This is a genomic window from Lactococcus allomyrinae, from assembly GCF_003627095.1.
Lineage (GTDB): Bacteria > Bacillota > Bacilli > Lactobacillales > Streptococcaceae > Lactococcus > Lactococcus allomyrinae.
In genome coordinates, this window is sequence record NZ_CP032627.1 from 2,506,664 (window position 1) to 2,527,858 (window position 21,195).

At 37.7% G+C, this 21,195-nt stretch carries 25 protein-coding genes and 1 riboswitch; of the genes, 18 read left to right on the top strand and 7 right to left on the bottom strand.

Translation table 11 applies throughout. The features are described 5' to 3' along the window. From D7I46_RS11995 to D7I46_RS12045, 12 genes are all read left to right on the top strand, one after another. Window positions 1-1,506 carry a hypothetical protein gene (locus D7I46_RS11995; RefSeq protein ID WP_120773081.1) on the top strand — a complete coding sequence of 502 codons (1,506 nt, stop codon included), beginning with the start codon at window positions 1-3 and terminating at the stop codon, window positions 1,504-1,506. After that, entirely contained in the window at window positions 1,506-2,564 is a 1,059-nt protein-coding gene (locus D7I46_RS12000; RefSeq protein ID WP_120773082.1) for a hypothetical protein, read from the top strand. Before D7I46_RS11995 ends, D7I46_RS12000 begins: the two co-directional genes overlap by 1 nt. Before the next feature lie 2 nt (window positions 2,565-2,566). Continuing rightward, window positions 2,567-2,905, top strand: coding sequence for a hypothetical protein (locus D7I46_RS12005; protein ID WP_120773083.1), 339 nt, complete (start codon window positions 2,567-2,569; stop codon window positions 2,903-2,905). Then, complete coding sequence (locus D7I46_RS12010) at window positions 2,895-3,212, top strand: matrixin family metalloprotease (RefSeq protein WP_120773084.1); 318 nt, start codon at window positions 2,895-2,897, stop codon at window positions 3,210-3,212. Before D7I46_RS12005 ends, D7I46_RS12010 begins: the two co-directional genes overlap by 11 nt. Next, window positions 3,193-3,339 carry a hypothetical protein gene (locus D7I46_RS13390; protein ID WP_162930905.1) on the top strand — a complete coding sequence of 49 codons (147 nt, stop codon included), beginning with the start codon at window positions 3,193-3,195 and terminating at the stop codon, window positions 3,337-3,339. The genes D7I46_RS12010 and D7I46_RS13390 overlap by 20 nt, the downstream gene beginning before the upstream one ends. Before the next feature lie 3 nt (window positions 3,340-3,342). Next, window positions 3,343-3,747: a hypothetical protein gene (locus D7I46_RS12015; RefSeq protein ID WP_120773085.1), complete on the top strand. Its 405-nt coding sequence runs from the start codon at window positions 3,343-3,345 to the stop codon at window positions 3,745-3,747. 14 nt (window positions 3,748-3,761) lie between these two features. Continuing rightward, entirely contained in the window at window positions 3,762-4,535 is a 774-nt protein-coding gene (locus tag D7I46_RS12020; protein ID WP_120773086.1) for a hypothetical protein, read from the top strand. 10 nt (window positions 4,536-4,545) lie between these two features. Continuing rightward, complete coding sequence (locus D7I46_RS12025) at window positions 4,546-4,989, top strand: hypothetical protein (RefSeq protein ID WP_120773087.1); 444 nt, start codon at window positions 4,546-4,548, stop codon at window positions 4,987-4,989. After that, window positions 4,979-5,188, top strand: coding sequence for a phage holin (locus D7I46_RS12030; protein ID WP_120773088.1), 210 nt, complete (start codon window positions 4,979-4,981; stop codon window positions 5,186-5,188). Before D7I46_RS12025 ends, D7I46_RS12030 begins: the two co-directional genes overlap by 11 nt. Beyond that, window positions 5,185-6,261: a GH25 family lysozyme gene (locus D7I46_RS12035; RefSeq protein WP_120773089.1), complete on the top strand. Its 1,077-nt coding sequence runs from the start codon at window positions 5,185-5,187 to the stop codon at window positions 6,259-6,261. Before D7I46_RS12030 ends, D7I46_RS12035 begins: the two co-directional genes overlap by 4 nt. Before the next feature lie 475 nt (window positions 6,262-6,736). After that, window positions 6,737-8,002: a UDP-N-acetylglucosamine 1-carboxyvinyltransferase gene (locus D7I46_RS12040; protein WP_120773090.1), complete on the top strand. Its 1,266-nt coding sequence runs from the start codon at window positions 6,737-6,739 to the stop codon at window positions 8,000-8,002. Between the two features lie 43 nt (window positions 8,003-8,045). After that, window positions 8,046-8,264: a YdbC family protein gene (locus tag D7I46_RS12045; protein ID WP_120773091.1), complete on the top strand. Its 219-nt coding sequence runs from the start codon at window positions 8,046-8,048 to the stop codon at window positions 8,262-8,264. A gap of 38 nt (window positions 8,265-8,302) precedes the next feature. Here the strand turns inward: D7I46_RS12045 and D7I46_RS12050 are convergent, their stop codons facing one another. The 7 genes from D7I46_RS12050 to D7I46_RS12080 all read right to left on the bottom strand — a co-directional run bounded on the left by D7I46_RS12050 (window position 8,303) and on the right by D7I46_RS12080 (window position 14,038). After that, window positions 8,303-8,659, bottom strand: a complete 357-nt coding sequence (locus tag D7I46_RS12050; RefSeq protein ID WP_162930906.1) for a DUF3397 domain-containing protein — start codon at window positions 8,657-8,659, stop codon at window positions 8,303-8,305. A gap of 23 nt (window positions 8,660-8,682) precedes the next feature. Beyond that, window positions 8,683-9,231: a biotin transporter BioY gene (locus D7I46_RS12055; RefSeq protein ID WP_120773092.1), complete on the bottom strand. Its 549-nt coding sequence runs from the start codon at window positions 9,229-9,231 to the stop codon at window positions 8,683-8,685. Between the two features lie 120 nt (window positions 9,232-9,351). Continuing rightward, window positions 9,352-9,831 carry an aminoacyl-tRNA deacylase gene (locus tag D7I46_RS12060; RefSeq protein WP_120773093.1) on the bottom strand — a complete coding sequence of 160 codons (480 nt, stop codon included), beginning with the start codon at window positions 9,829-9,831 and terminating at the stop codon, window positions 9,352-9,354. 115 nt (window positions 9,832-9,946) lie between these two features. Next, window positions 9,947-10,495 (bottom strand): energy-coupled thiamine transporter ThiT, encoded by a 549-nt coding sequence (thiT, locus tag D7I46_RS12065; RefSeq protein ID WP_162930907.1) that lies wholly within the window; start codon window positions 10,493-10,495, stop codon window positions 9,947-9,949. A 52-nt stretch (window positions 10,496-10,547) separates the two neighbouring features. Then, window positions 10,548-10,639: riboswitch (TPP riboswitch) on the bottom strand. 107 nt (window positions 10,640-10,746) lie between these two features. Beyond that, window positions 10,747-11,406: an LPXTG cell wall anchor domain-containing protein gene (locus tag D7I46_RS12070; protein WP_120773094.1), complete on the bottom strand. Its 660-nt coding sequence runs from the start codon at window positions 11,404-11,406 to the stop codon at window positions 10,747-10,749. After that, window positions 11,394-12,299, bottom strand: coding sequence for a hypothetical protein (locus D7I46_RS12075; RefSeq protein ID WP_120773095.1), 906 nt, complete (start codon window positions 12,297-12,299; stop codon window positions 11,394-11,396). Before D7I46_RS12075 ends, D7I46_RS12070 begins: the two co-directional genes overlap by 13 nt. Further along, entirely contained in the window at window positions 12,293-14,038 is a 1,746-nt protein-coding gene (locus D7I46_RS12080; protein ID WP_120773096.1) for a hypothetical protein, read from the bottom strand. The genes D7I46_RS12075 and D7I46_RS12080 overlap by 7 nt, the downstream gene beginning before the upstream one ends. A gap of 545 nt (window positions 14,039-14,583) precedes the next feature. On the opposite strand from D7I46_RS12080, the gene D7I46_RS12085 reads away from it, so the two are divergent. The 6 genes from D7I46_RS12085 (at window position 14,584) to D7I46_RS12110 (ending at window position 21,019) form a co-directional block, all read left to right on the top strand. Continuing rightward, window positions 14,584-15,444 carry a MetQ/NlpA family ABC transporter substrate-binding protein gene (locus D7I46_RS12085; RefSeq protein WP_120773097.1) on the top strand — a complete coding sequence of 287 codons (861 nt, stop codon included), beginning with the start codon at window positions 14,584-14,586 and terminating at the stop codon, window positions 15,442-15,444. Between the two features lie 73 nt (window positions 15,445-15,517). Further along, window positions 15,518-16,387, top strand: a complete 870-nt coding sequence (locus tag D7I46_RS12090; protein WP_120773098.1) for a MetQ/NlpA family ABC transporter substrate-binding protein — start codon at window positions 15,518-15,520, stop codon at window positions 16,385-16,387. A 373-nt stretch (window positions 16,388-16,760) separates the two neighbouring features. Further along, window positions 16,761-17,867: a methionine ABC transporter ATP-binding protein gene (locus tag D7I46_RS12095; RefSeq protein ID WP_120773099.1), complete on the top strand. Its 1,107-nt coding sequence runs from the start codon at window positions 16,761-16,763 to the stop codon at window positions 17,865-17,867. Continuing rightward, entirely contained in the window at window positions 17,867-18,562 is a 696-nt protein-coding gene (locus D7I46_RS12100) for a methionine ABC transporter permease (RefSeq protein WP_120773100.1), read from the top strand. The genes D7I46_RS12095 and D7I46_RS12100 overlap by 1 nt, the downstream gene beginning before the upstream one ends. A gap of 76 nt (window positions 18,563-18,638) precedes the next feature. Next, window positions 18,639-19,187 (top strand): ECF-type riboflavin transporter substrate-binding protein, encoded by a 549-nt coding sequence (locus D7I46_RS12105; protein WP_120773101.1) that lies wholly within the window; start codon window positions 18,639-18,641, stop codon window positions 19,185-19,187. 131 nt (window positions 19,188-19,318) lie between these two features. After that, window positions 19,319-21,019: an ABC transporter ATP-binding protein gene (locus D7I46_RS12110; RefSeq protein ID WP_120773102.1), complete on the top strand. Its 1,701-nt coding sequence runs from the start codon at window positions 19,319-19,321 to the stop codon at window positions 21,017-21,019. The last annotated feature ends 176 nt before the right edge of the window (window positions 21,020-21,195 follow it).

Consider the following 21,195-nt stretch of genomic DNA (forward strand, 5'->3'; position numbering starts at 1 on the left):
ATGTCAAACTTGACACAACGTGAAAATTTAGCGTCAGTAGAGGACTACCAATATTCAGGCTTTTCTTATCTTGAAAATGATATGTTGTTTGTGAAAGATGGTAAGGGGCTTAGCCCCCAACCATTTGATTATAGCAATCATAAAAAAGGTATCATCAAGAATAAATGGATTGGCTATCCAAATAAAAATGCTATGTTAGCTACTTTTGCTTATAAGTTTAATCAATTCATACATGATAATACAAAATTTAAAGTCAGTAGCAAATTTAATGAAACTAATCCACATGACCCTAAATATCAAGTTTTGGAATTTGCTAGTGTAGAAAGTCGATTGGCTAGAAATAGTAGTATTGATAGCACTCAAAATAAATATAGTGATACAAGATTTTTTAGCGAAAATGACCGAATTTTAACCTATACATACCGAGTAAATTATAAAATACTTGCTGAGAAACTTTATGGAATTACTAATAATGATGAGGATTGGGAATTTGGAAAAAATAAAAGCCAAAATGCTGTAAAAAATATCAATCTGATGATTATCCAAAAACGTGTCCGTGATATGCTTAACCGATTTCTTGAAATTCAAAGTAAAGATACATTTAACCGATATTTTGGCGATTGTACAGAACAAATTTTCACAGAGTTCTCTGATTCGTTTAGAAGTTCAGACAGTCTTGGTGTATTATTCTTTACAGAAGTAGAGCAACCAATAGATAAATCCATTGATGAACTGTTTGAAAAGTATCAAGGTATTTATGACCAAGGTGAATATGATTTGGCTCAATACGATCAAAAAGATGGCATTCCTGATGATTTTGATACTGACCCAATTTCTGATACAACTACACTCTGGTATGCGCCATTTGAAGTTCAAAGCATTTCAAGTTCCTCAATGCGAGATGATGAATTTGTGGAAATTGAGATTTTAATACCAAATGGCGTGAGGTATCAGAATGAAGCTCAAATTGCCTGGTTAGATACAAAATGTAGACCTTATGGCTCAAGGCTATCTCTCTCTGATTGTGAATGTGATGGTGAGTATCATTTCCCAGCAACGTATCAAATTGATGGAATGATTCAGCGAGGATTACCAAATGGTTTTGCTGCAAGAGTGAATTTTATAACCAAAGATGGCTATAAACGAGTTGTAAAAGATAAATCCTTAACAATTCTTGGTACAAGTTCAGTAAAGTCATTTTACAAATCTTGTGATAGCACGGTACCAACTGTGATTGATACTGAGCTGAAATATCAACAGCCTTTCATTTTCAAAGACGATAAAAGTAATCAGAACTTCATAGCTTGTGACCTACTTAATCGCAAAACACACACTCCAAATATTGGTTCAAAAAATCGTGTCAGATACCAATTTACTAAGGGAATTACTTTTGAACTTGAGAGGTATGCTTATAAAAATAGTGCTGGTAATGATAATGAAAAATTGGATATGTCAACTCAAGACATCAATATTGGGATAATTTGTAGAGAAGTGAGGTATGTCTGATGTACTTTTCTAATCGACGTGATCATGACCAAATTCTTGAAGCATTTGACCAAACATCTTGTAAAAGTTTATCTTTTAGCAAAGATGGATTCTCAACAACAATTGATTTAGAAATTCAGAGAGTTTTTCCAGAATATCGGTATCTTACAGTTGATGATAGGTTATATTTTATTACAGATTATAAACTTTCAGATAATACAACTAGTATTGCAGCAATAGATTTTATCTCTAAATGGGCTGATACTATTAGTTTGCCTGCTGGCACATGGACACTTGAGAATGTTCTGAAACAAATCAATGGTTATACCGAGGTTACTTTTTCAAATGTAAGTAGCGCACAAATTACAACCGTTGAAACAACAAAAGCGAGTGATATTATTGAGCAAATTGAAAATGATATGGACGGTGTAATCTTATATGAAACAGTTTTAGATATTCATGCTAAAACAACAAATAGTGCTTATTATCCTGTAGCTAAGGTTATTAAATTTGATGACCAAAATTTAATGAGCGCTGATATTGTGGTTGCTTCTGATGAATTTGATGTTGAAACTGACTTTAACCCTCAACTTGATTTAGCTTACTATTTGACATTGAGAATAAAAAATATTGATTCAATTTCTAAACTGAAAACTTATCAAAGTGTGATGAGTTCGGCAGATTATCAAGCAGTTTTCGATTATATTATGGGTGAAAATGGTTCTCCTGATGCTGACGGAGCTAGTCAAATTCTTTCAAAATACCTTGTGTTTAGCAAAAAGAATTTTATTAAAACACAGGGGCAAGTCAATATTATCAATAATTTAGGAATCAATGATGAGTTTTCTTATTCTATTGGTGAGTTTGATTTCGAAAATAAAGCAACACTTGAAATGTATATACTACGTTACTTACTTTCAAGCTACCAAGCTAAGAATATAAGGAATCAAATTTGTATTGATATTATGCACCATCAAAATATTGTAGCTGTTGAGGGAGATACCTATTATCTTGCAAAATCATATAAATACGATTATCTACATCATTTGATTACAGATATTCGAGTAGAAAGGCAATAATTATGAATAATTACAAAGAAATCTTGACTTTTTCAGGTAAAAAGCTTCAAACAATTAAGTCTAAACGTTCAGTTGTTGTAGTTGACACAAATGCTCGTGTAGGATTTGATGAAAACGAGATGGAAGTTGTTATTTATGCTCAATTTTATACAAATCATGATGGGCGTTCAATCCTTGAATATTTGAAAACTAAAGTTGAAAAAATAGAAGATAGCCCTCTGAATTATTCAAGTATGAGTAAAAAAGAATTACTGGTAGAAGCTGACAAAAAAGGGCTTGATGTGAAATCACTTTCTCGTAAGAAAAATGCTGAAATTGTGGAGTTATTAAATGAGGATTGAAGAGCGCAAGGCACGTGATTTTTGGGAGAAACAAGGTTATGATACTTCAGGTATTATGGTACAGCTAAAAAATACCAAGAATAGGCGTAGAGTTTTAGGGCTTCAAAATGGAAAAATAGTTTCTGTTTGGGAAAATACAGCAATAAAACTTGGGGTGAGGTTAGAAGTTGTAATTGCTCATGAAATTGGTCACGCATTGGGAATTGCTGCTTGGAGTTCTCAACAACCAATTATGCAAGATAAAGCAGAATTACTCTATAATTTGACACTTGAGGAGTTGAAACCACATGATACAAACAAAAATTGAAGCAATTAAAAAAATGAGAGTTGAACAACTTCCAACAGGAACGGTCATACAAATTGAAAATGATTTTTATATTGTAGCAAATGCCTGTGGTGGTACTTATATCAGGAATTACAGAAAGGAAGATTAAAAAATGGCAACAACAGATCCATGTAACTGTACGCCGCTTGACTTGGCGGACGTCGAAGAACTGAATGATGTAAATGAACAACTTGTTTGTCAAGAAGCTGTGATTATTGGTGGGACAGCACCATGTGATTTACCAGTTGAGCTTGAGGAAGCTTGGGCTAAATTATGTTGTATGAATAAATCCTATAATAATATTTTGATTCAAATGAAGGAAAAAATTGATATTCTTGATAATATCATCAATAATTTAATTGATGGTGGAGCTATGAATCCAGATGGAACATTCCCAGCAGGAAAACATATTGCTTATGGTAATATTAATCTCTTTGGTGGAACTCAAGATGGTAATTCATTTATTCGTACAAATAAAGGTTCAACTGAAAATGATATTACGGCAGGCATTAATTAGAAAATAGGTTATTTATGGCTAATTTAAAACTACAATTATCAGACAGTATTACTAATAATTTCGGTAATAAAATTGCGCCTTGGGCTGGTAACTATTCACGTGCTAAAACATGGAAATTACCAAGTGATACTGCTACAGGTTGGGGTGGCTCTCTTTATCAAATAGCATTGAATAAGTGGACGATATACGCACAATATGGCTCTAATAATCCTGATGGCTATTGGGCTTCTATTCGTATGTATGACATTGATTATACAATATCAAATGAAGTTCAAAATGCTGATGGCTCAATTAGTGCAACATTAACAATGAATGGTGGTGTTACTCATTCAGTCCGTACAGATTATTTTGTAGCAGGCTTACAAGTTCAATATACATTTTATATTAACGGAAATCAAGTTGCTTCATGGAGTGGTGGAACAGGTGATAATTTGAATGTCAATCTTTCACCACATTCGGAAACAGTAACACTTGCACCTAGTACAAGCTCTGAAATTATGGAGCTTCATATTCATATTCATTATCCAAATGGAGAAGCAGCAGACAGTGATTTATATGTAGGCGGTAAGATTACAAATCCAAATCCACCAACGTATATACCTATGTCAATTAGAAAAACTGCTGCTTGGAAAAGCTTGAATCTTAATAATGGATTTATCCACATTAGGCACTCTGGTGTATGGATTGATAAATCAAAAGAAAACAGTTCTACAATAATGAACACTAATGCTGGTCACAACAGAATTAGAAAAAATGGAAATTGGCAACAACTACCACCCATGAAATGAGAGGAAACACGTGAACATCATAAATGAAATCACAGGTTTAAGTATGACCGTTATCTTGATTCTAGCAGTAACGACAGATTATTTTGTATCTCTTGGCATGAGAGCTAAATATAAAGTGATTACTAGTAATAAGATGGCACAAGGATTTTTGATTAAGCTATTTTTAGCTTTCTTTCCTGCCATCATGGAATTTATGATTAGAACATTAGACTACTATGTTTCAACATTTACACCCCAAGATATGACAGTTAGTCATTGGGGTATGCTTCTTTTTACTATTGTACTTTTGATTCAAGAATTTGTATCAATCAAAGGTTATCTCAAATTAACTAATCCAGAAGTTATAGACATTTTAGATAGAGGAGCTAAATCATTACTTCCACAAGAAGTTGTAAATAAAGCTGAAAAACTAGGAATTTTATCAAAAGAAACGGAGAAAAAGAATGAACAATAAAACTTACGACATTATCAAATGGATTGTACTGACAGTTTTACCAGCGCTAAGTGTCTTAGTTGGTGTGCTTGGTAAAGCTTATGGTTGGAATGGTACAGAATTAGCAGTAATTACATTAAATGCTGTGACAGTATTTTTAGGAGCTATCACAGGAATTAGTGCGCTAAAATACTCTAATAAAGAGGAGAAAAACCTATGACATTAAAAATTACTGATGTATCATCTTGGCAAGGGAACTATGCTTTAGGCTCAAATGGAGAAGATGGCATTATTATCAAAGCCACTCAAGGAACTAACTATGTGAACCCAAATTGTGATTTTGTAGCTCAACAAGCAATCAAACAGAATAAGCCTTGGGGAATCTATCATTATGCTAGTGGTGGTGACGCAAGTGCAGAAGCTACACATTTTGTAAACAATATTAAAGGTTATCTAAATGAAACAAATAAACCTATTCTTTGGCTTGATTGGGAATCAGGAGAAAACGCTGCATGGGGTAATGGAAATTGGGCTAAATCCTTTATTGATAAAGTAAAAGCACTTACAGGCTCTCAAGCTGGAATTTATACAGGTTCTGATGGTGTTGCTCAAACAGCGCAATATTTATCAAATGAAGCAGCTTTGTGGTTTGCTGGCTACCCAACAATGTCTGATGTAGGGTGGTCACCAATAGCATTTCCTTATTCTACTGGTGCATGGAAAACTCTCACTGGTTGGCAATTTAGCTCAACACCTTTGGATAAATCACTGTTTTATCTTGAGCGTGGTGCATGGGATAAAATTGCTGGAAACACTAATAATAATGTTGCACCACCTAAAGCACCAACTCCACAACCACCTAAATATACTACTTCTGGGAAAAACCTTGAACAAATGGCAGGTGACACACAAGCTGGAAAAACTGGTAATGGTGCAGAACGTCAAAAATTATTAGGAGCATATTATACTGGTGTTATGGCTATAGTGAATGAACGATCAAAAGACATAACAGCTACACAATCACATAATATACTTGCTAATGAAACTAAAGCAGGTAGATATGGAAATGGTGCGAATCGGCAACATTTGCTTGGGAACTATTACAACGTTGTTCAGGGAATTATTAATGGGGCAGCTTCTGTACAATCATCAAGGATTTATACTGTGGTTTCTGGTGATAGCCTTAGTGGAATTGGTTCAAAACTTGGTACCAATTGGCAAACTTTAGCAGCAAAGAATGGGATAGCTGGTTCAGCTTATACTATATATCCAGGTCAAAAACTTAAGTATTAAAATAGCTCAATGAAATCACTGAGCTATGTGTTATAATATTAAGAGTGAAAAAAATACCCAGATTGTTCGAGCAATCTGGGTATTTGTGCGTTATGCACAATCCATTTAGTCATTATAACACATTCGGAAAGTTTGTCAAATTTTGTGGATTTAGTGGGCGAAAAATGGGCGAGTTTTCAACGAGTTATCAAAAATAAAATGTCTTTAGATAATGATGAATAGTGTCAAAATGCAGTAAGCAAAGAACCTTGATGATATACCGTGGTTATGCGGATATAATGTACTACTTTCAGTTTGTGTTTGAATAAAACTAAGTCAATATAAATAAAACTTCTACCTAAATTTAGGTGAAGTTTTTTTGTATAAACAAGTCTATGAAAAATTTGCAGAAAATGATAAAATAGAGAGCGGTGTTTTGATTGAGTAAGAACTGAATAATCAAACATGAATAAATGAAAAGTGATTTTTAATAAAAATGAAAAAAATAGTCATCAATGGTGGAAAGCGTATTTCTGGAAAAATTTCAATTTCTGGAGCTAAAAATTCAGTGGTTGCATTGATTCCAGCAACAATCTTGGCGAATGATATTGTTACTCTTGAGGGAGTACCAGATATTTCTGATGTTACTAGTCTAGTTGAGATTATGGAAATTATGGGTGCAAAAATAGAGCGTAATTTACCAGAAGGAAAACTTGTAATTGATACACGTTCTGTTGTTTCACGCCCGCTACCTTATGGTAAGATAAATTCATTGCGTGCATCTTATTACTTTAATGGTGCGTTGTTGGGACGTTTTGGTAAAGCGACAGTTGGACTTCCTGGAGGGTGTGATCTAGGCCCACGCCCGATTGACCTGCATATTAAAGCTTTTGAAGCATTAGGCGCTGAATTTTCATATCTTGAAGATGCGATGCACTTAGAGCAAAAGTCGAATCATCTGCATGGTACGACCATCTATATGGATATGATATCTGTTGGAGCAACGATAAATACAATGCTTGCCGCAAGCAGAGCAGAAGGAATAACAATTATCGAAAATGCTGCTCGTGAACCAGAGATTATTGATGTGGCTACCTTACTCAATAATATGGGAGCAAAAGTTCGAGGTGCAGGAACGGATGTTATCCGTATCACCGGTACAGGAGAAATGCATGGAGCTCGTCATACAGTAATCCCTGACCGTATTGAAGCTGGAACTTACTTGGCGCTTGCAGCGGCAATGGGGGATGGTGTTATCGTTGAAAACGTAATTTATGAACACTTAGAATCTTTCATTGCGAAACTTGAGGAAATGGGTGTTCATATGACAATTCGTGAGGATAGCATTGAGGTTCATAAATCTGAAAACCTTAAAGCAGTTAATATTAAAACTGTTCCTTATCCAGGTTTTGCGACAGATTTGCAACAACCTATTACCCCACTTTTGCTTAAAGCAGAGGGACGTGGCTGGATTATGGATACCATTTATGAAAAGCGGATTAACCATGTTCCAGAACTTGCTCGTATGGGAGCTAACATTTCAATATTAGATGACAGAATTATCTATGAATCTCCTAGTAGCTTGGTAGGGAGTTGCGTTAAAGCAACAGACCTTCGGGCTGGTGCGGCTCTAGTTCTTGCTGGGATTATTGCAAATGGAAAGACAGAAATCTCAAATATTGAGTTTATTTTGAGAGGTTATGACCATATTATTGAAAAACTGACTTCTGTCGGTGTTGATATTAAACTTGTCGAAGCGTGACTATTTTCCAGATTTTTCGTATAAATAAGAGGAGGAAAGATAAATGGCAGATAAATTGAAGTTTGAGATTGTTGAAGAGCTGATTGTGTTGTCTGAAAATGCAAAAGGTTGGCGCAAAGAGCTTAATCGTGTCTCTTGGAATGATGCAGAACCAAAATATGATATTCGCACTTGGTCACCTGACCATGAGAAGATGGGCAAAGGAATTACTTTGTCCGAAGAAGAATTTGGTGTTCTTTTGAAAGAACTAGGAAATAAATAAAAAAAATCCAGCGTATCAGCTGGTTTTTTCTATTTATTTTAATGGACAAAGACCATCACAACAACACCGATGTAGATGATAAAAGTAATGAAAAATGTTATACGCCACCAAAGCTTTAAGAAGCGGCGATAACTAAAGTGCTTATAATAGAATAAATCAAGTAAGAGCAAAACAAGTGCTAATCCTGAGATGATAAGCAGATAGTAAGGAAGAACGCTGATACTTGTCGCATTTTTTGAGAAAATCTGCATACCTAAAATCAGAAAAATCGTAAAGATATCTGGAATTTTGAGTTTGCGATTGGTAATATGACGTAATTTGAAAAACTTGAAAATAAACACGAGCGCTATGAATACAATTAAAGGATAAAGCGCGATAAGGACTTTAGTAAACATAGGTTAATTGTAGCGGTTTTGAGCTAGTTTGTAAAGTATTTATTTACAGGAGAAAGTGCGCGGATAACTGCCAAGCCAAAAATGGTAACAAGCACTGCTTTAATAATCTCCACGACTAAAAATGGGGTAAAACCTGCTCGCAATGCATTTGCAAATTCAATGTTCATAAATAATTTAATCCATAGTGTGCCTACAAGGAGCATGAGGATATGACCAATAATATTAACTGTGAGTGCTGGGAATAGTCGGTACTCTATTTTGTGGAGTGCCCAAGAAATCAAAGTACCTATAAACAAAAAGGCAACGAGAAAACCACCTGTTGCTCCAAAAAGAACGGCAATACCAGAAGTTCCTCCTGTGAATACAGGAATACCAATAAAACCAAGAATTAAATAAATTAAAATAGCAAAAAAAGTTTCACGAGCTTTGAGAACGGTCGCGACAAGACCTACGGCAAGTGTTTGTAAAGTGATAGGGACGATTCCTATTGGAATAGCTAATGGTGAAAGCACTGCAATGATTGCGGCACCTATTGCAATCAATGTGAGTGAATAAAGCTTTGTATTTTGCATATAAAATCCTTTTAAGCATTAAATTTTGTGTAAAAGTAGAAGATAGATAGTTGTTTTATAGATAAAATAAAATATACTAAAAAATCAAAACTTTTGCAAGCTTTGATTTTTTAGTATTGGTTAAATTTCGCGTATTTCAGCAAATTGAGCATGAACAAAATTTGCTAAAGTTTTTGGTTCAATCTGAATACTACGTCCAAGTTCACCTGCCGAACAGATGATAAAGTCTTTATCTTGGGCGATTGTGTCTATAAAAATCGGAAATTTCTTGTTTTGCCAGATTCCGATAGGGTTATTTGCACCGTGGATATAGCCTGTTGTTTTTTGCAGCTCTTTTTGTGGAATCATAGTGACTTTTTTGTTGCCACTGACTTTTGCGAGCTTTTTCTCTGAGAGGTGTTCGGTCAAAGGAAGGATACCGATGATTGGACCTGTCCTATCTCCGATGAGGGCAAGGGTTTTATAGATGTCGCTACGCGTGATGTTGTCAGGGAGTGTGTCGCTTTCAAGTGCGTTGATAGCAAGACCGATATGCTTTATCTTTGCTTTGTCAAGAATTTGCTCAACAAGTGTTTTCTTTAATTTTTGCTTTTTAGCCATGATTTCATTATAAGGACTTGGAGATAAAACTTCAAGTCCTTTATATGGTATGTATGTAAAAGCTGTTTTTGCTTTAGAATAAATGAGCTACAGTTTAACTTAGTTTTGGTGAAAATTAGTTTGTTTTGGGAACAAATATCTGAGGGAATTTTTTGATGAAAATGGAGAGGATAACCATTGCTGCTATGGCAGTAAGGATTCCGCTAATGCCGTTTACGGCGAGTGAGTAGGCCACGGCTCCCCACCCTTTCCATGCGTACTGACTCCAAAAGATGATACCTGCAATAAAGTGGAAGAAGTATTTAACAAGAACAGCTATGAAAATCCCTAATAGAACAGGGGAAAATTTGAGCTGGAGCGTCTTTTGGCGGAAAAGACCAGCAAGACCCAGAGAGAGTGGCGCTAAGATATATTCTAGAGAGGCTTGGCTGAGTGTGAGGATATAAGCGTGCCCAGTGATAATTGCAAGGATTCCCCAAATGAGCCCGCCAATAACTCCTGCAACAAATCCACGACGTAAACTTAGTAGCAAGATTGGAATACAGGCTAGTTCAATAATAATCCAGCCATAGACAGTATTAGGAATAAGGCTGATGATGAAAGCGAGCGCAGCCATGAAGGCTATCTCAGTCAACAAACGGATGTTGAATTTAGAATTAGACATAAAAAATCTCCTTTTTGATAAGCACAAAAGGAGGGTTTTGAGAGGTGGCATTATTTGCCTTATAACACATTCCTACGCTGGCATTATCCAGATCAGGTCAGATGGTATTTCTCACTCGCTGTTACGAGACCCATTGTGCAAAAATATTTTACAGCTTTAAGTTTAGCATAATTTTGGTAGAAAGTCATTTTAGGGGGATTAAAAGTAAAAGAAAACGAAGCTTATAAACTTCGTTTTTACAATCATACAAGCTATTTTTTCGTATTCTTTCTATCTTTATTTCGCTTTTTACCTACTAATGTGGTAGCAGCAATTCCTAGAGTGGCAAGACCTGCTAGACCTAAAGCAGAGGTAGCAGTCCCTGTCTGAGGGAGGTCAACATTTTCGGCGCCTGTGATAAGATCATTGACGTTAGTATCGTTACCACCATTAGCACTACTATCGTTATTGTCTTCAGCACCATCATTGATGTTTTCATTTTCATTGTCTTTTCCACTACCATTTTGTTCATTATCTCTGTTCGGTGGAGTGTCGCCATTATTGTTTTGCCCATTATCGCCATTTGGTGGGGTTCCATTTCCATTATCGCCGTTGCCATTGTCTTCCTCTGGCGGAGGTGGCTCTTGCTCTAACAACTCAAAGTCGCCTTCCTCGCCAAAAGTTGCACCTTCCATGAATGTCATGGTGGCAAAGCTAATATCATAAACCCACTCATCTAGAACAGCTGTAGAGTAAGACACGAATGTAAACAAATCTTCTTCCTGTTGAGTGACACTAACCGTATATTTTTGCCAGATGAAATCTTGTTGCTGATGAGTAGAAGTATTATGATAATTACGGTTTAATAAACCTGCATTAACCATTGCTGTACGATTTTCGGGAGTATTTCTACGAATAGTCAGGAATAACAAATTGTTCCCCCGACGTAAGGAATATAAAAATCATTCGCAGGATTATTACTTGCAAATCCGCTATTATAGTTTGTACGAGGTAAAGCGATAGTTAAAGTATCATTAGCTTCCAGTTTATTAAGTCTATCTTCCATATTGTATGTGCCTGTTCCTCCCCAAGTGGCTGTTTGATTGCTCAAACTATCCCAGGTTACCGCAACAAGGTCCTCATAATCAACATTTTTATCTACAAAACGCCATGCACCCGATGAACCTTGACCTGTAGCAATCCATGCTCCAAGACCAATCAGACCCTCAGCTATATTAGTTGATGTCCCACTCATCGAACCAAACATTCCTCGACCATATGGTCCACTTACCTTACGCTCGGTTTTCTCGTTCAAGTATATCCCAGCTGTATCAAGTCCAGTGGTCTCACCTTCTCCCAAAATAATTTTCTCCCAAAGCGGGGTAAAATGAATATCTTGAGATTTCAAAAATTCGATTGATGCCTCTCCAAATCTAAAATTGGGTAAATAAGAAGAACCATTAGTTTCGGTAGCAAGCCTAAGCAATTCCTCCCTCAGAGCTTCAACTTCATCATCTCCGAGTTCACCTCCATGTTCAGCAATATAAGCACCTATAATTTGGCTTGTTGTTAACTGTAAGGGCACTTGACGTGGGACTTGTATTTCCTCACCGTCTGCCATCGTATACCACAGGTTTCCATCCACATCAAGGAAGTAGCCGTTTGCTATATCTTCATCGGACAACTCTCCTACATCGGCTTTCGTCAGATAAGTTATTGTAACATTGCCCACTTCGTCAACATTAATCGCTGCTGGGTCAATCATCATCTTGATATAACGCGTGTAGTGTGCTTCATCGACATTGGTTACTCGTTCTCCTACCATTCCAAATCCCCCATAATATCAAGACTTGGACCTAGGCTATACCCAGGACTTCTTAAGTGAGCGTAGTAACGGCGTGCATTATCTCCGAAGATATTAGCAACATCCGCACCATGTGCTTTTTCAATTGCCTCCAATAAAGTTGAGCGTGATGGTGCATAGAGTGCGTTGTGTTCTTCTTGATACTCAGTATTATGTAGATTTTCTAAACTACCTGATGTGCGAAAACTATGTACAGAGACATCTCCTCGATCAATATTACCAATACGCTCCTTGTTTCCAAAACGAAAGCCCTCATAGGCATCCATATAGTCTAACCGTTCATCAAGGTTATCAATTTGACTTTGGGTTAGTGCGCCGTTGCGTGCTTCAGGATTATTTTTAAAGGTAATGTTTAATCTCTGCTCAGTGTGATAAAGCGGATGTTCTCCTAGTAAAGTAGGTGCTCCATCTTCATCATAAATCTGATGGAAAGACCAAGTCGCTCCTGGCCAATTTTCAGGATCCCAGTTATTAGGAACACCATCTATAGGCTCGCCCTCTGGAGAAAAAATGCCCTCATCATCGAAAGGCGAGTCATTGACATCATAATAAATGATAACGGGAACTTGTGTCATCGCTGTAAAATTAGATTGTTCAGTAGGACTTAGAGCATTAAATTCTTCAACAGTAAGTCGCTGACGAGTACCATCATCGGATCGCTCATTTGCGACATAGTGGGTGATTTTATCTTCTACTGTAGCAGGAATACTTCTCATAACAGGTCTTGACTCTCCAGTTTCATCGTCAATTTCTGCATTAATAATAAAGTGAGAAAGCACGAAGTCAACAATAGCTTGTTCATTATTTGGGTCTGTAGCCCAACTGTTTAGTGCTTCTTCTCTATCTCCGGAGGTTACGTCCAAGTTAGCTTCGGCAGCGATTGTCCCAAACAAATGAACGAGTAGCTCGCGGAAATTGCCGTTTTGGCTCAAAGCCTTTGCATCCCAAACCATCTTCCAAGCGTCATTTGAATTTTCATAGTTCCTATCTTCTTCCTCATCAAAATAGCCAGGATCTGTCGTCGTACCGTCAAGTCCGAGATTGTCAAGGTCAATGTCATCAGATTGCTCAATATCCCAAACAGTATTCCAAACAGGCGGTGACCACGACACATTTGATACTGTAGTATAAATCGTCTGAGGATTTGCTAATCCTGCTGTGGGGTTGTCCTCGTCAAATACTGGATTCCAGCCGTGTACGTCTCTATCCCAGTCAGGGTTTGCCATCTGAAAAAGTTCTTCAAATTGCCGTGGTGTTTCTGGGGCTTCCCAGCTTGGCGACAAAAGGAGAAACTTCTGACTTTCCTCGTCCCGTGCGGCATAAGCCCAAATCAACCTGAGATTAGTTTCGTTTTCATCTTCCTCTGGATCAAAGTCAGGATTGAGCAAAACGAGCCAGCGTCCGCCAGTAAGTGTAGGTGGTGCGAGGTCTTCCGTGCCCAGCTGAAAAGGTCCATCAATCCCTAGAGAGACACCAAAGTTTGTATCAAAAAGCTCAATATCCTCCAAAATCTCATGTGCAAACGAGTTCATACCTGCCTCATCTTCGGCGAGGCTTTGCAGGAAATGAATGGCATCTTCCTCATCTTTGCGCCGATAGGAGCGGTAAGCAGCAAGTGCGGGTTGTCCGCCCATGAGCATCGTCATTGCGATTGTCAAAATTTTTAATGAATTTCTTTTGTAATTTTTATTTTCATTCATGAATTATTCTCCTGTTTTTTTATTTTTTAGGCCTTAATTCCATTATATATATATATATATATATATCAAGTGATTTGAAATTTTCTAATAAAATTCTAATTTGGTTAAAAAATAAGAAAGGATAGAGAGGGATTTTTGGCTTGCATAAAATATTTTTAAGTCAACATAAAAAAATGATAAGTTCAGAATGGACAAATGTTTGTTAGAATGATTTCATAGACAAATTCGGATAGCAAAAAGCGGTCGAGTAAGTAACTATGAAAGTTAGCACAGAGAGCTTGTGGTGGTGAGAACAAGCGTAGCGGAAGTGGTGAAAATGGCTTGATGAGCGTGTGTTAGTGAGTTTTCGAGCTAACAACGGTGTGGTTCTCGTTATTGGACTTGAAAGTTGCTTTTGATAGCTTTGGCTCGGTTTGAGTGTGAGGGTATCAGTAGGCTTGAATTAAGAATGGTACCACGATTTAGCTCGTTTCTTTTGTGAAATGGGCTATTTTTTGATTATAAGAATTTGTTTGAAATAGATAGAAATTATAGGAGATTTGATAATGAATCCAAGAAACAGAAATATTTTGATTGCGGTTGTTGTCGTAGTCATCATCGCAATAGCCGCCTTTTTCGGCTTGAATCACAAAGCTGGTGCTTCTAAAACAGCGAATAAAACTGTAAATATTGGGATTATGACGGGAACAAAGCAAGATGACTCAATCTGGAAGGCTGTTTCTAAGACAGCAAAAGACAAATATGGTATTACACTAAAATTTACACACTTTACGGACTATACACAGCCAAATACAGCGCTAAAAAATGGCGATATTGATTTGAATGCTTTCCAACACTATGCTTTTCTTAATGATTGGAATAAAGCGAATAATGGAACTTTAGTTGCGATTGGGGATACAGTGATTTCTCCGATTGGTGTGTATTCTAAGACGCTTAAAAATCTTAGTGATATTAAAGAGGGTGGAACGATTGCAGTACCAAATGATGCTTCAAATGAAAGTCGTGCCCTTTATGTTTTGAAGTCTGCAGGGCTTATCAAGCTTGACGTTTCAGGAACTTCTCTGGCTACAGTAAAAGACATCACATCAAATCCTAAGAAGTTGGTGGTTAAAGAACTTGATGCGTCACAAACTGCTCGTGCTTTGGACTCTGTAGATGCTGCTGTGATTAATAATAACTATGCGGTAACTGCTGGTCTTAAACAGTCTGATGCGATCTATACTGAGCCAGTTAATAAAGATAGTCAACAATGGATTAATATTATTGTTGCAAACAAGAAAGATAAAAATAACACGCTTTATAAAGATGTTGTGAAAGCTTATGAATCTCCTGCAACGAAGAAAGCTATTGAAAAAGCTTATCCAGACAAGAGCACAATTCCTGCTTGGGGCTTGAAGTTGAAATAGAAATACGGAGGTGCCTACTTGCGCAAGAGTTGCGTATTTAGGGAGAAGGTAGTTTAAAGTTAGGGAGTAAATGATGAATCCAAGAAATAGAAATATTATTATTGCTGTTGTCGTTGTTGTGATAATCGCTGTTGCTGCGTTTATTGGTTTAAGTCATAAGTCTAATACGGCGAATGCAAGTAAAAATGGTACTAAAACGGTCAAAGTCGGTATCATGAGTGGAGATAAGCAAGACCAAGCGGTCTGGAAGTCTGTTGCTAAAACAGCGAAAGATAAGTATAATCTGAACTTGAAGTTTGTGTATTTTACGGATTATAATCAACCTAATGAAGCTTTGCTTTCGGGAGATATTGATGTAAATGCTTTTCAGTCTTATAACTATGTAGATAACTGGAATAAGGCGCATCATACTGATATTGTTTCTGTTGGAAATACTTATATCACTCCAATGCATATCTATTCTCAAAAAATTAAAGATATTTCAGATGTGAAAGATAGAGATTCTGTTGCGATTCCAAATGATGCGGCGAATGAAAGTCGTGCGCTCTTTGTCTTACAAAGTGCTGGGTTGATAAAGTTGAATACGACTGATGCAACGAAGCTTGTGGGCTTGCCTGATATTACAAGTAATCCGAAAAATCTGCAAATCAAAGAAGTAGATGCGAGTCAAACACCACGTGCACTTAGCTCAGTTACGATTTCTGTGGTAAACTATAACTATGCGACTGCGGCAAGTCTGCCAAAGAGTGAGTCTATCTACATGGAACCTTTGGACAAAACTTCTGCGCAATATATCAACTTTATTGCTACGACAAAAAAAGAGAAGAACAATAAAGTTTACAAAGAAGTTGCGAAAGCCTATGCTTCAGAGGAAACAAAGAAAGCAATTAAGACACAATATCCAGATGGTGGCGAGCTACCAGCTTGGAATTTAAAATTGTAAAAAGAGGATTCTTGCTTTGAAAAGCAGAAGTTCTTTGTCAATTCAATGCGATGAACAGGATGGCTTGGATTGACGGATAAATAAACTGTCAGATGGTGGATGAAGGATGATTTCAGTCTGCTGATTGGGGGCGCTTAGACTGGTCGCACTCATCTGACAGTTTTGTCGGTCATTTGGCAGGGAATGAAGTCAAGGCTTATTCAGCGCGCTGAATTTAGTCGGACGAAAATCAAAGCTTAGTACTGTTTTGTCCTCCGTCTAAGAGGTGAAAAGAGGGGTTAGCACGTACTTGCTTTGATAAAAAAATGGAAGGACTAAGTTTGACTACTGATTTGAAGTCAGGGTAACAATAGGTCAAACTTATATTTTAATTATGACAGCGATTATTGAGTTAAATAATGTTTCTGTGCAATTTCATCAAAAAGGGCGCTTGATTACGGCGGTAAATGAGGCAAATTTGCATATTGAAAAAGGTGATATCTATGGTGTGATTGGCTATTCTGGTGCGGGAAAATCAACGCTTGTCCGTACGATTAATTTGTTGCAAAAACCTACAGCAGGGCAGATTGTCGTTAATGGTGAGGTGATTTTTGATAGTGAAAACCCAGTAAAATTTACTGGGTTGAAATTACGTGAGTTTCGTCAAAAAGTCGGAATGATTTTTCAGCATTTTAATCTTCTCTCTGAAAAGACCGTATTTGCAAATGTTTCTTTTGCTCTACAACATACGCAGATTACAGATGAAAAAGGGAAGAAGCGTTATTTGACAAAAAATGAAAAAGCAGATAAGGTTAATCATCTGCTTGAATTGGTTGATTTGGCGGAGCTTTCTGATAAATATCCTGCGCAGCTTTCGGGCGGACAAAAACAACGGGTCGCGATTGCGCGTGCGCTTGCGAATGACCCAGAAATCTTGATTTCTGATGAGGGGACTTCAGCACTTGACCCTAAAACAACGAATCAAATTTTGGATTTGTTGAAAGATTTGCATGACAGGCTCGGTTTAACTATTGTATTGATTACGCATGAGATGGCGGTGGTCAAGGAGATTGCAAATAAGGTGGCTGTCATGCAAAATGGTGATATTATCGAGCAAAATAGTTTGATTGATATTTTTGCGAAGCCACAACAGACGCTAACAAAGCAGTTTATTGAAACGACAAGTTCGGTTAATCGCTTTATCGCCGGACTTTCTAAGACGGATATTTTGCAAAATATTTCTGCTGATGAAGAATTAATTCATTTGGACTTTGGTTCTGGAACGGTGGAAGAACCAATTATTTCTTTGATTAATAAGAATTTTGATGTGACGACAAGCATTTTCTATGGTAATGTTGAGTTACTTCAAGGAAGTTCACTTGGTTCATTAATCATCACGCTAAAAGGGGCTGATGAGGAACGTGAGAAGGTTAAGAAATATTTGGCTGGAACAAGTATTGAGTTCGAAGTATTAAGTGCTTCAAATGAAGGAGGAAAATAATGGCAGAATGGTTTGCACACACCTTTCCTAATGTGGTTTACCTTGGATGGACTGGAGAGACTGGGTGGTGGACATCAATTGTTCAGACTTTGTATATGACTTTTATTTCGGCAATTATTGGTGGTTTGCTTGGTTTGATTTTTGGGATTGGGGTTGTTGTGACGGCAGAAGATGGGATTACACCGAATCGTCCTCTTTTCTGGATTTTGGATAAGGTTGTGTCAATTGGTCGAGCTTTTCCTTTTATCATCTTACTTGCCGCAATCGCTCCTTTTACAAAAATTCTAGTGGGAACGCAAATCGGTATGACTGCGGCTTTGGTTCCTTTGGCGCTTGGTGTTGCCCCTTTTTATGCACGGCAGGTGCAGGCTTCTTTGGAGTCCGTTGATAGAGGTAAAGTCGAGGCGGCACAGACGGTTGGTGCAGATTTTCTTGATATTGTTTTTACAGTTTATCTGCGTGAGGAGTTATCTGGATTGATTCGGGTTTCGACTGTTACTCTGATTTCTTTAATTGGTCTTACTGCAATGGCTGGTGCGATTGGTGCTGGTGGGCTGGGTAATACGGCAATTTCTTATGGTTATAATCGTTTTGCGAATGATGTGACTTGGTTTGCAACGATTTTGATTTTGATTTTTGTGTTATTGGTGCAGCTGATTGGTGATTTTTTGGCGAAGAAGGCTTCACACCGCTAGAAAGATTTCATAGGAGAGGTGGCTTTTATTTGTGTGATTAAACTTACTTTGATGAAAGATAGAAAAGGGTAGTAAAATGAAAAATAATTCTGTAAAAATTGTTGTGGCGACTGGTATTGGTGCAGCCCTCTTTGTTATTATTGGTTGGTTGATTAATATTCCTACGCCTGTACCAAATACGAGTATTCAGTTGCAATATGCGGTTTTGGCTTTGTTCTCTGCTTTGTTTGGACCTTTAGCTGGATTTTTGATTGGATTCATTGGACACGCGCTTAAAGATTCATTTTTGTATGGTTCTCCTTGGTGGACTTGGGTCTTGGGCTCAGGTTTGTCAGGTTTGTTCTTTGCTTTTGCGGTGAAACGTGACCAATTGGTACAAGGGATTTTTGGTGGTAAGGAAATTGTTCGTTTTAACCTTGTGCAGTTGCTGACAAATGTTGTGGTATGGGGCGTGATTGCACCGATTGGTGATATTTTGGTTTATAATGAGCCTGCGAACAAGGTCTTTACACAAGGTGTTGTGGCTGGTCTTGCAAATGCTGTGACGGTTGCTGTTGCAGGGACTTTGCTTTTGAAGCTTTATGCTGCGACGCGCACGAAGTCAGGGTCGCTTGACAAGGAATAAACGAATTGTGATAAAATAAGGAGCAGCAAATTTTTGCTGCTTGATTTTGTTTTTTTATAGTGTTTGTTGTAGATATGGCGATGAATGAATCATAGCGTATTGAAATAATTATTAGTTATAAAAAGAAGAATATGAAACCATTAATTTCTTTTAAGAATTTTACATTTAAGTATGATTTGCAAAAAAATCCAACATTGAAAAATATTAATTTGGAGATTTTTCCTGGTGAAAAGGTGCTGATTGTGGGGCCTTCTGGCTCTGGAAAATCAACGATTGGGCAGTGTTTGAATGGAATTTTGCCTCATCTTTATAAAGGAACTTCGACAGGCGAGCTGGCTATTTCTGGCTTGCCTTTTGGTGCATCTATTGCAGAGTTATCTAGTCAGGTCTCAACGATTTTGCAGGATACGGATGGTCAATTTATTGGATTGACAGTGGCTGAAGATGTGGCTTTTGCGCTTGAAAATGATGAATGTGAATTATCAGTCATGCGTGAGACGGTGGAGCATTGGTCAGAGGTGACAGAATTGTCAACACTTTTGACGAAGCATCCGCAAGATTTATCGGGTGGTCAAAAACAGCGAGTAACACTTGCGGGTGTGTTGGTGGATGAATCACCGATTTTGCTGTTTGATGAGCCACTTGCAAACCTTGACCCACAAGCCTGTCGGGATACGATGTCATTGATTAGACGGATACATGAGGAAAATCAGGTGACAACAATCGTGATTGAACATCGGATTGACGAAGTGTTGCCGCTAGGAATTGATAAGGTGGTTGTGGTAAATGATGGTGAGATTGTGGCAGTTGGGCGTCCAGATGAACTGTTGCGAACGGCAGTTTTTGAGAAAAACGGTTTGCGTGAACCGCTTTATCTAACAGCTCTAAAGTCTGCTCATGTCTCATCACTACTTCCTGATTTTTCAAAGCTAGAAAATCTTGATAAGGAGCCTTCAAAAGAGGCTCTGACAACTTTTGTCAGTGAAAATAAGCGTGTTGACAAACTTGTCAGTACTGACAAAATCCTGTCAGTGCGTGATTTGTCTGTTGCGTTTGATGAGCATGAGGTTTTGCGTGGGATAAACCTTGATGTTTTCGAGGGAGAGCGTATTTCGATTGTTGGGAAAAATGGGGTTGGAAAGTCAACATTTGCAAATAGCCTGTGCCAATTTGTGCGTTCTTCTGGTGAGGTTTTTTATCGTGGAAAGTCTGTCAGTACTGACACGATTGCTGAGCGTGCTGGGCGGATTGGCTATATTATGCAGAATCCGAATCTGATGATTTCTCAAAACATTGTGGTGGATGAGGTTGCTTTTGGTTTGCGTTTACGTCAGGTTGATGAGGCTGTCATTACTGATAGAGTGGAAAAAATCTTGAAAGTTTGTGGTTTGTTTCCGTTTAGGAATTGGCCGATTAGTTCCCTTTCTTATGGGCAGAAAAAGCGAGTGACGATTGCAAGTATTTTGGTGCTTGAGCCAGAGATTTTATTGCTTGATGAGCCAACGGCAGCGCAGGATTTACGTTCATATCGGGAGATTATGGAGTTTCTTGAGGAGCTTAATCAGCGATTAAATTTGACGATGATTATGATTACGCATGATATGTATCTTATCACTGAATATACTGACAGAACACTGGTATTTGCTGATGGAAAAATCGTGGCTGACCGAGCACCTTCTGAGGTTTTGGCATCAGAAGAATTGCTTTCGCTTGGAAATCTGACACAGACGAGCCTTTATGAGCTTGCTGACAGAGTGGAACTTGACCCAGTAGCGCTGACCGAGGCTTTCATAAGTAGACAAAAAACTGTCAGTGCTGACAAAGAGGTTTAAAATTATAGAAGGGAACTGAGTTTGCCCACTTTGAAGTCAGTGAAAATATAGTTCGATTGTCTATACCGCGGGTGTCCATTCGCTCCAAAGGAATTACTATCCGTTGCTGCTTCATCCTATAAAGGTGTAAGGCGAGACGGCTCTCGCTACGCGGGAAAGGACTGCTAGTCGAAACG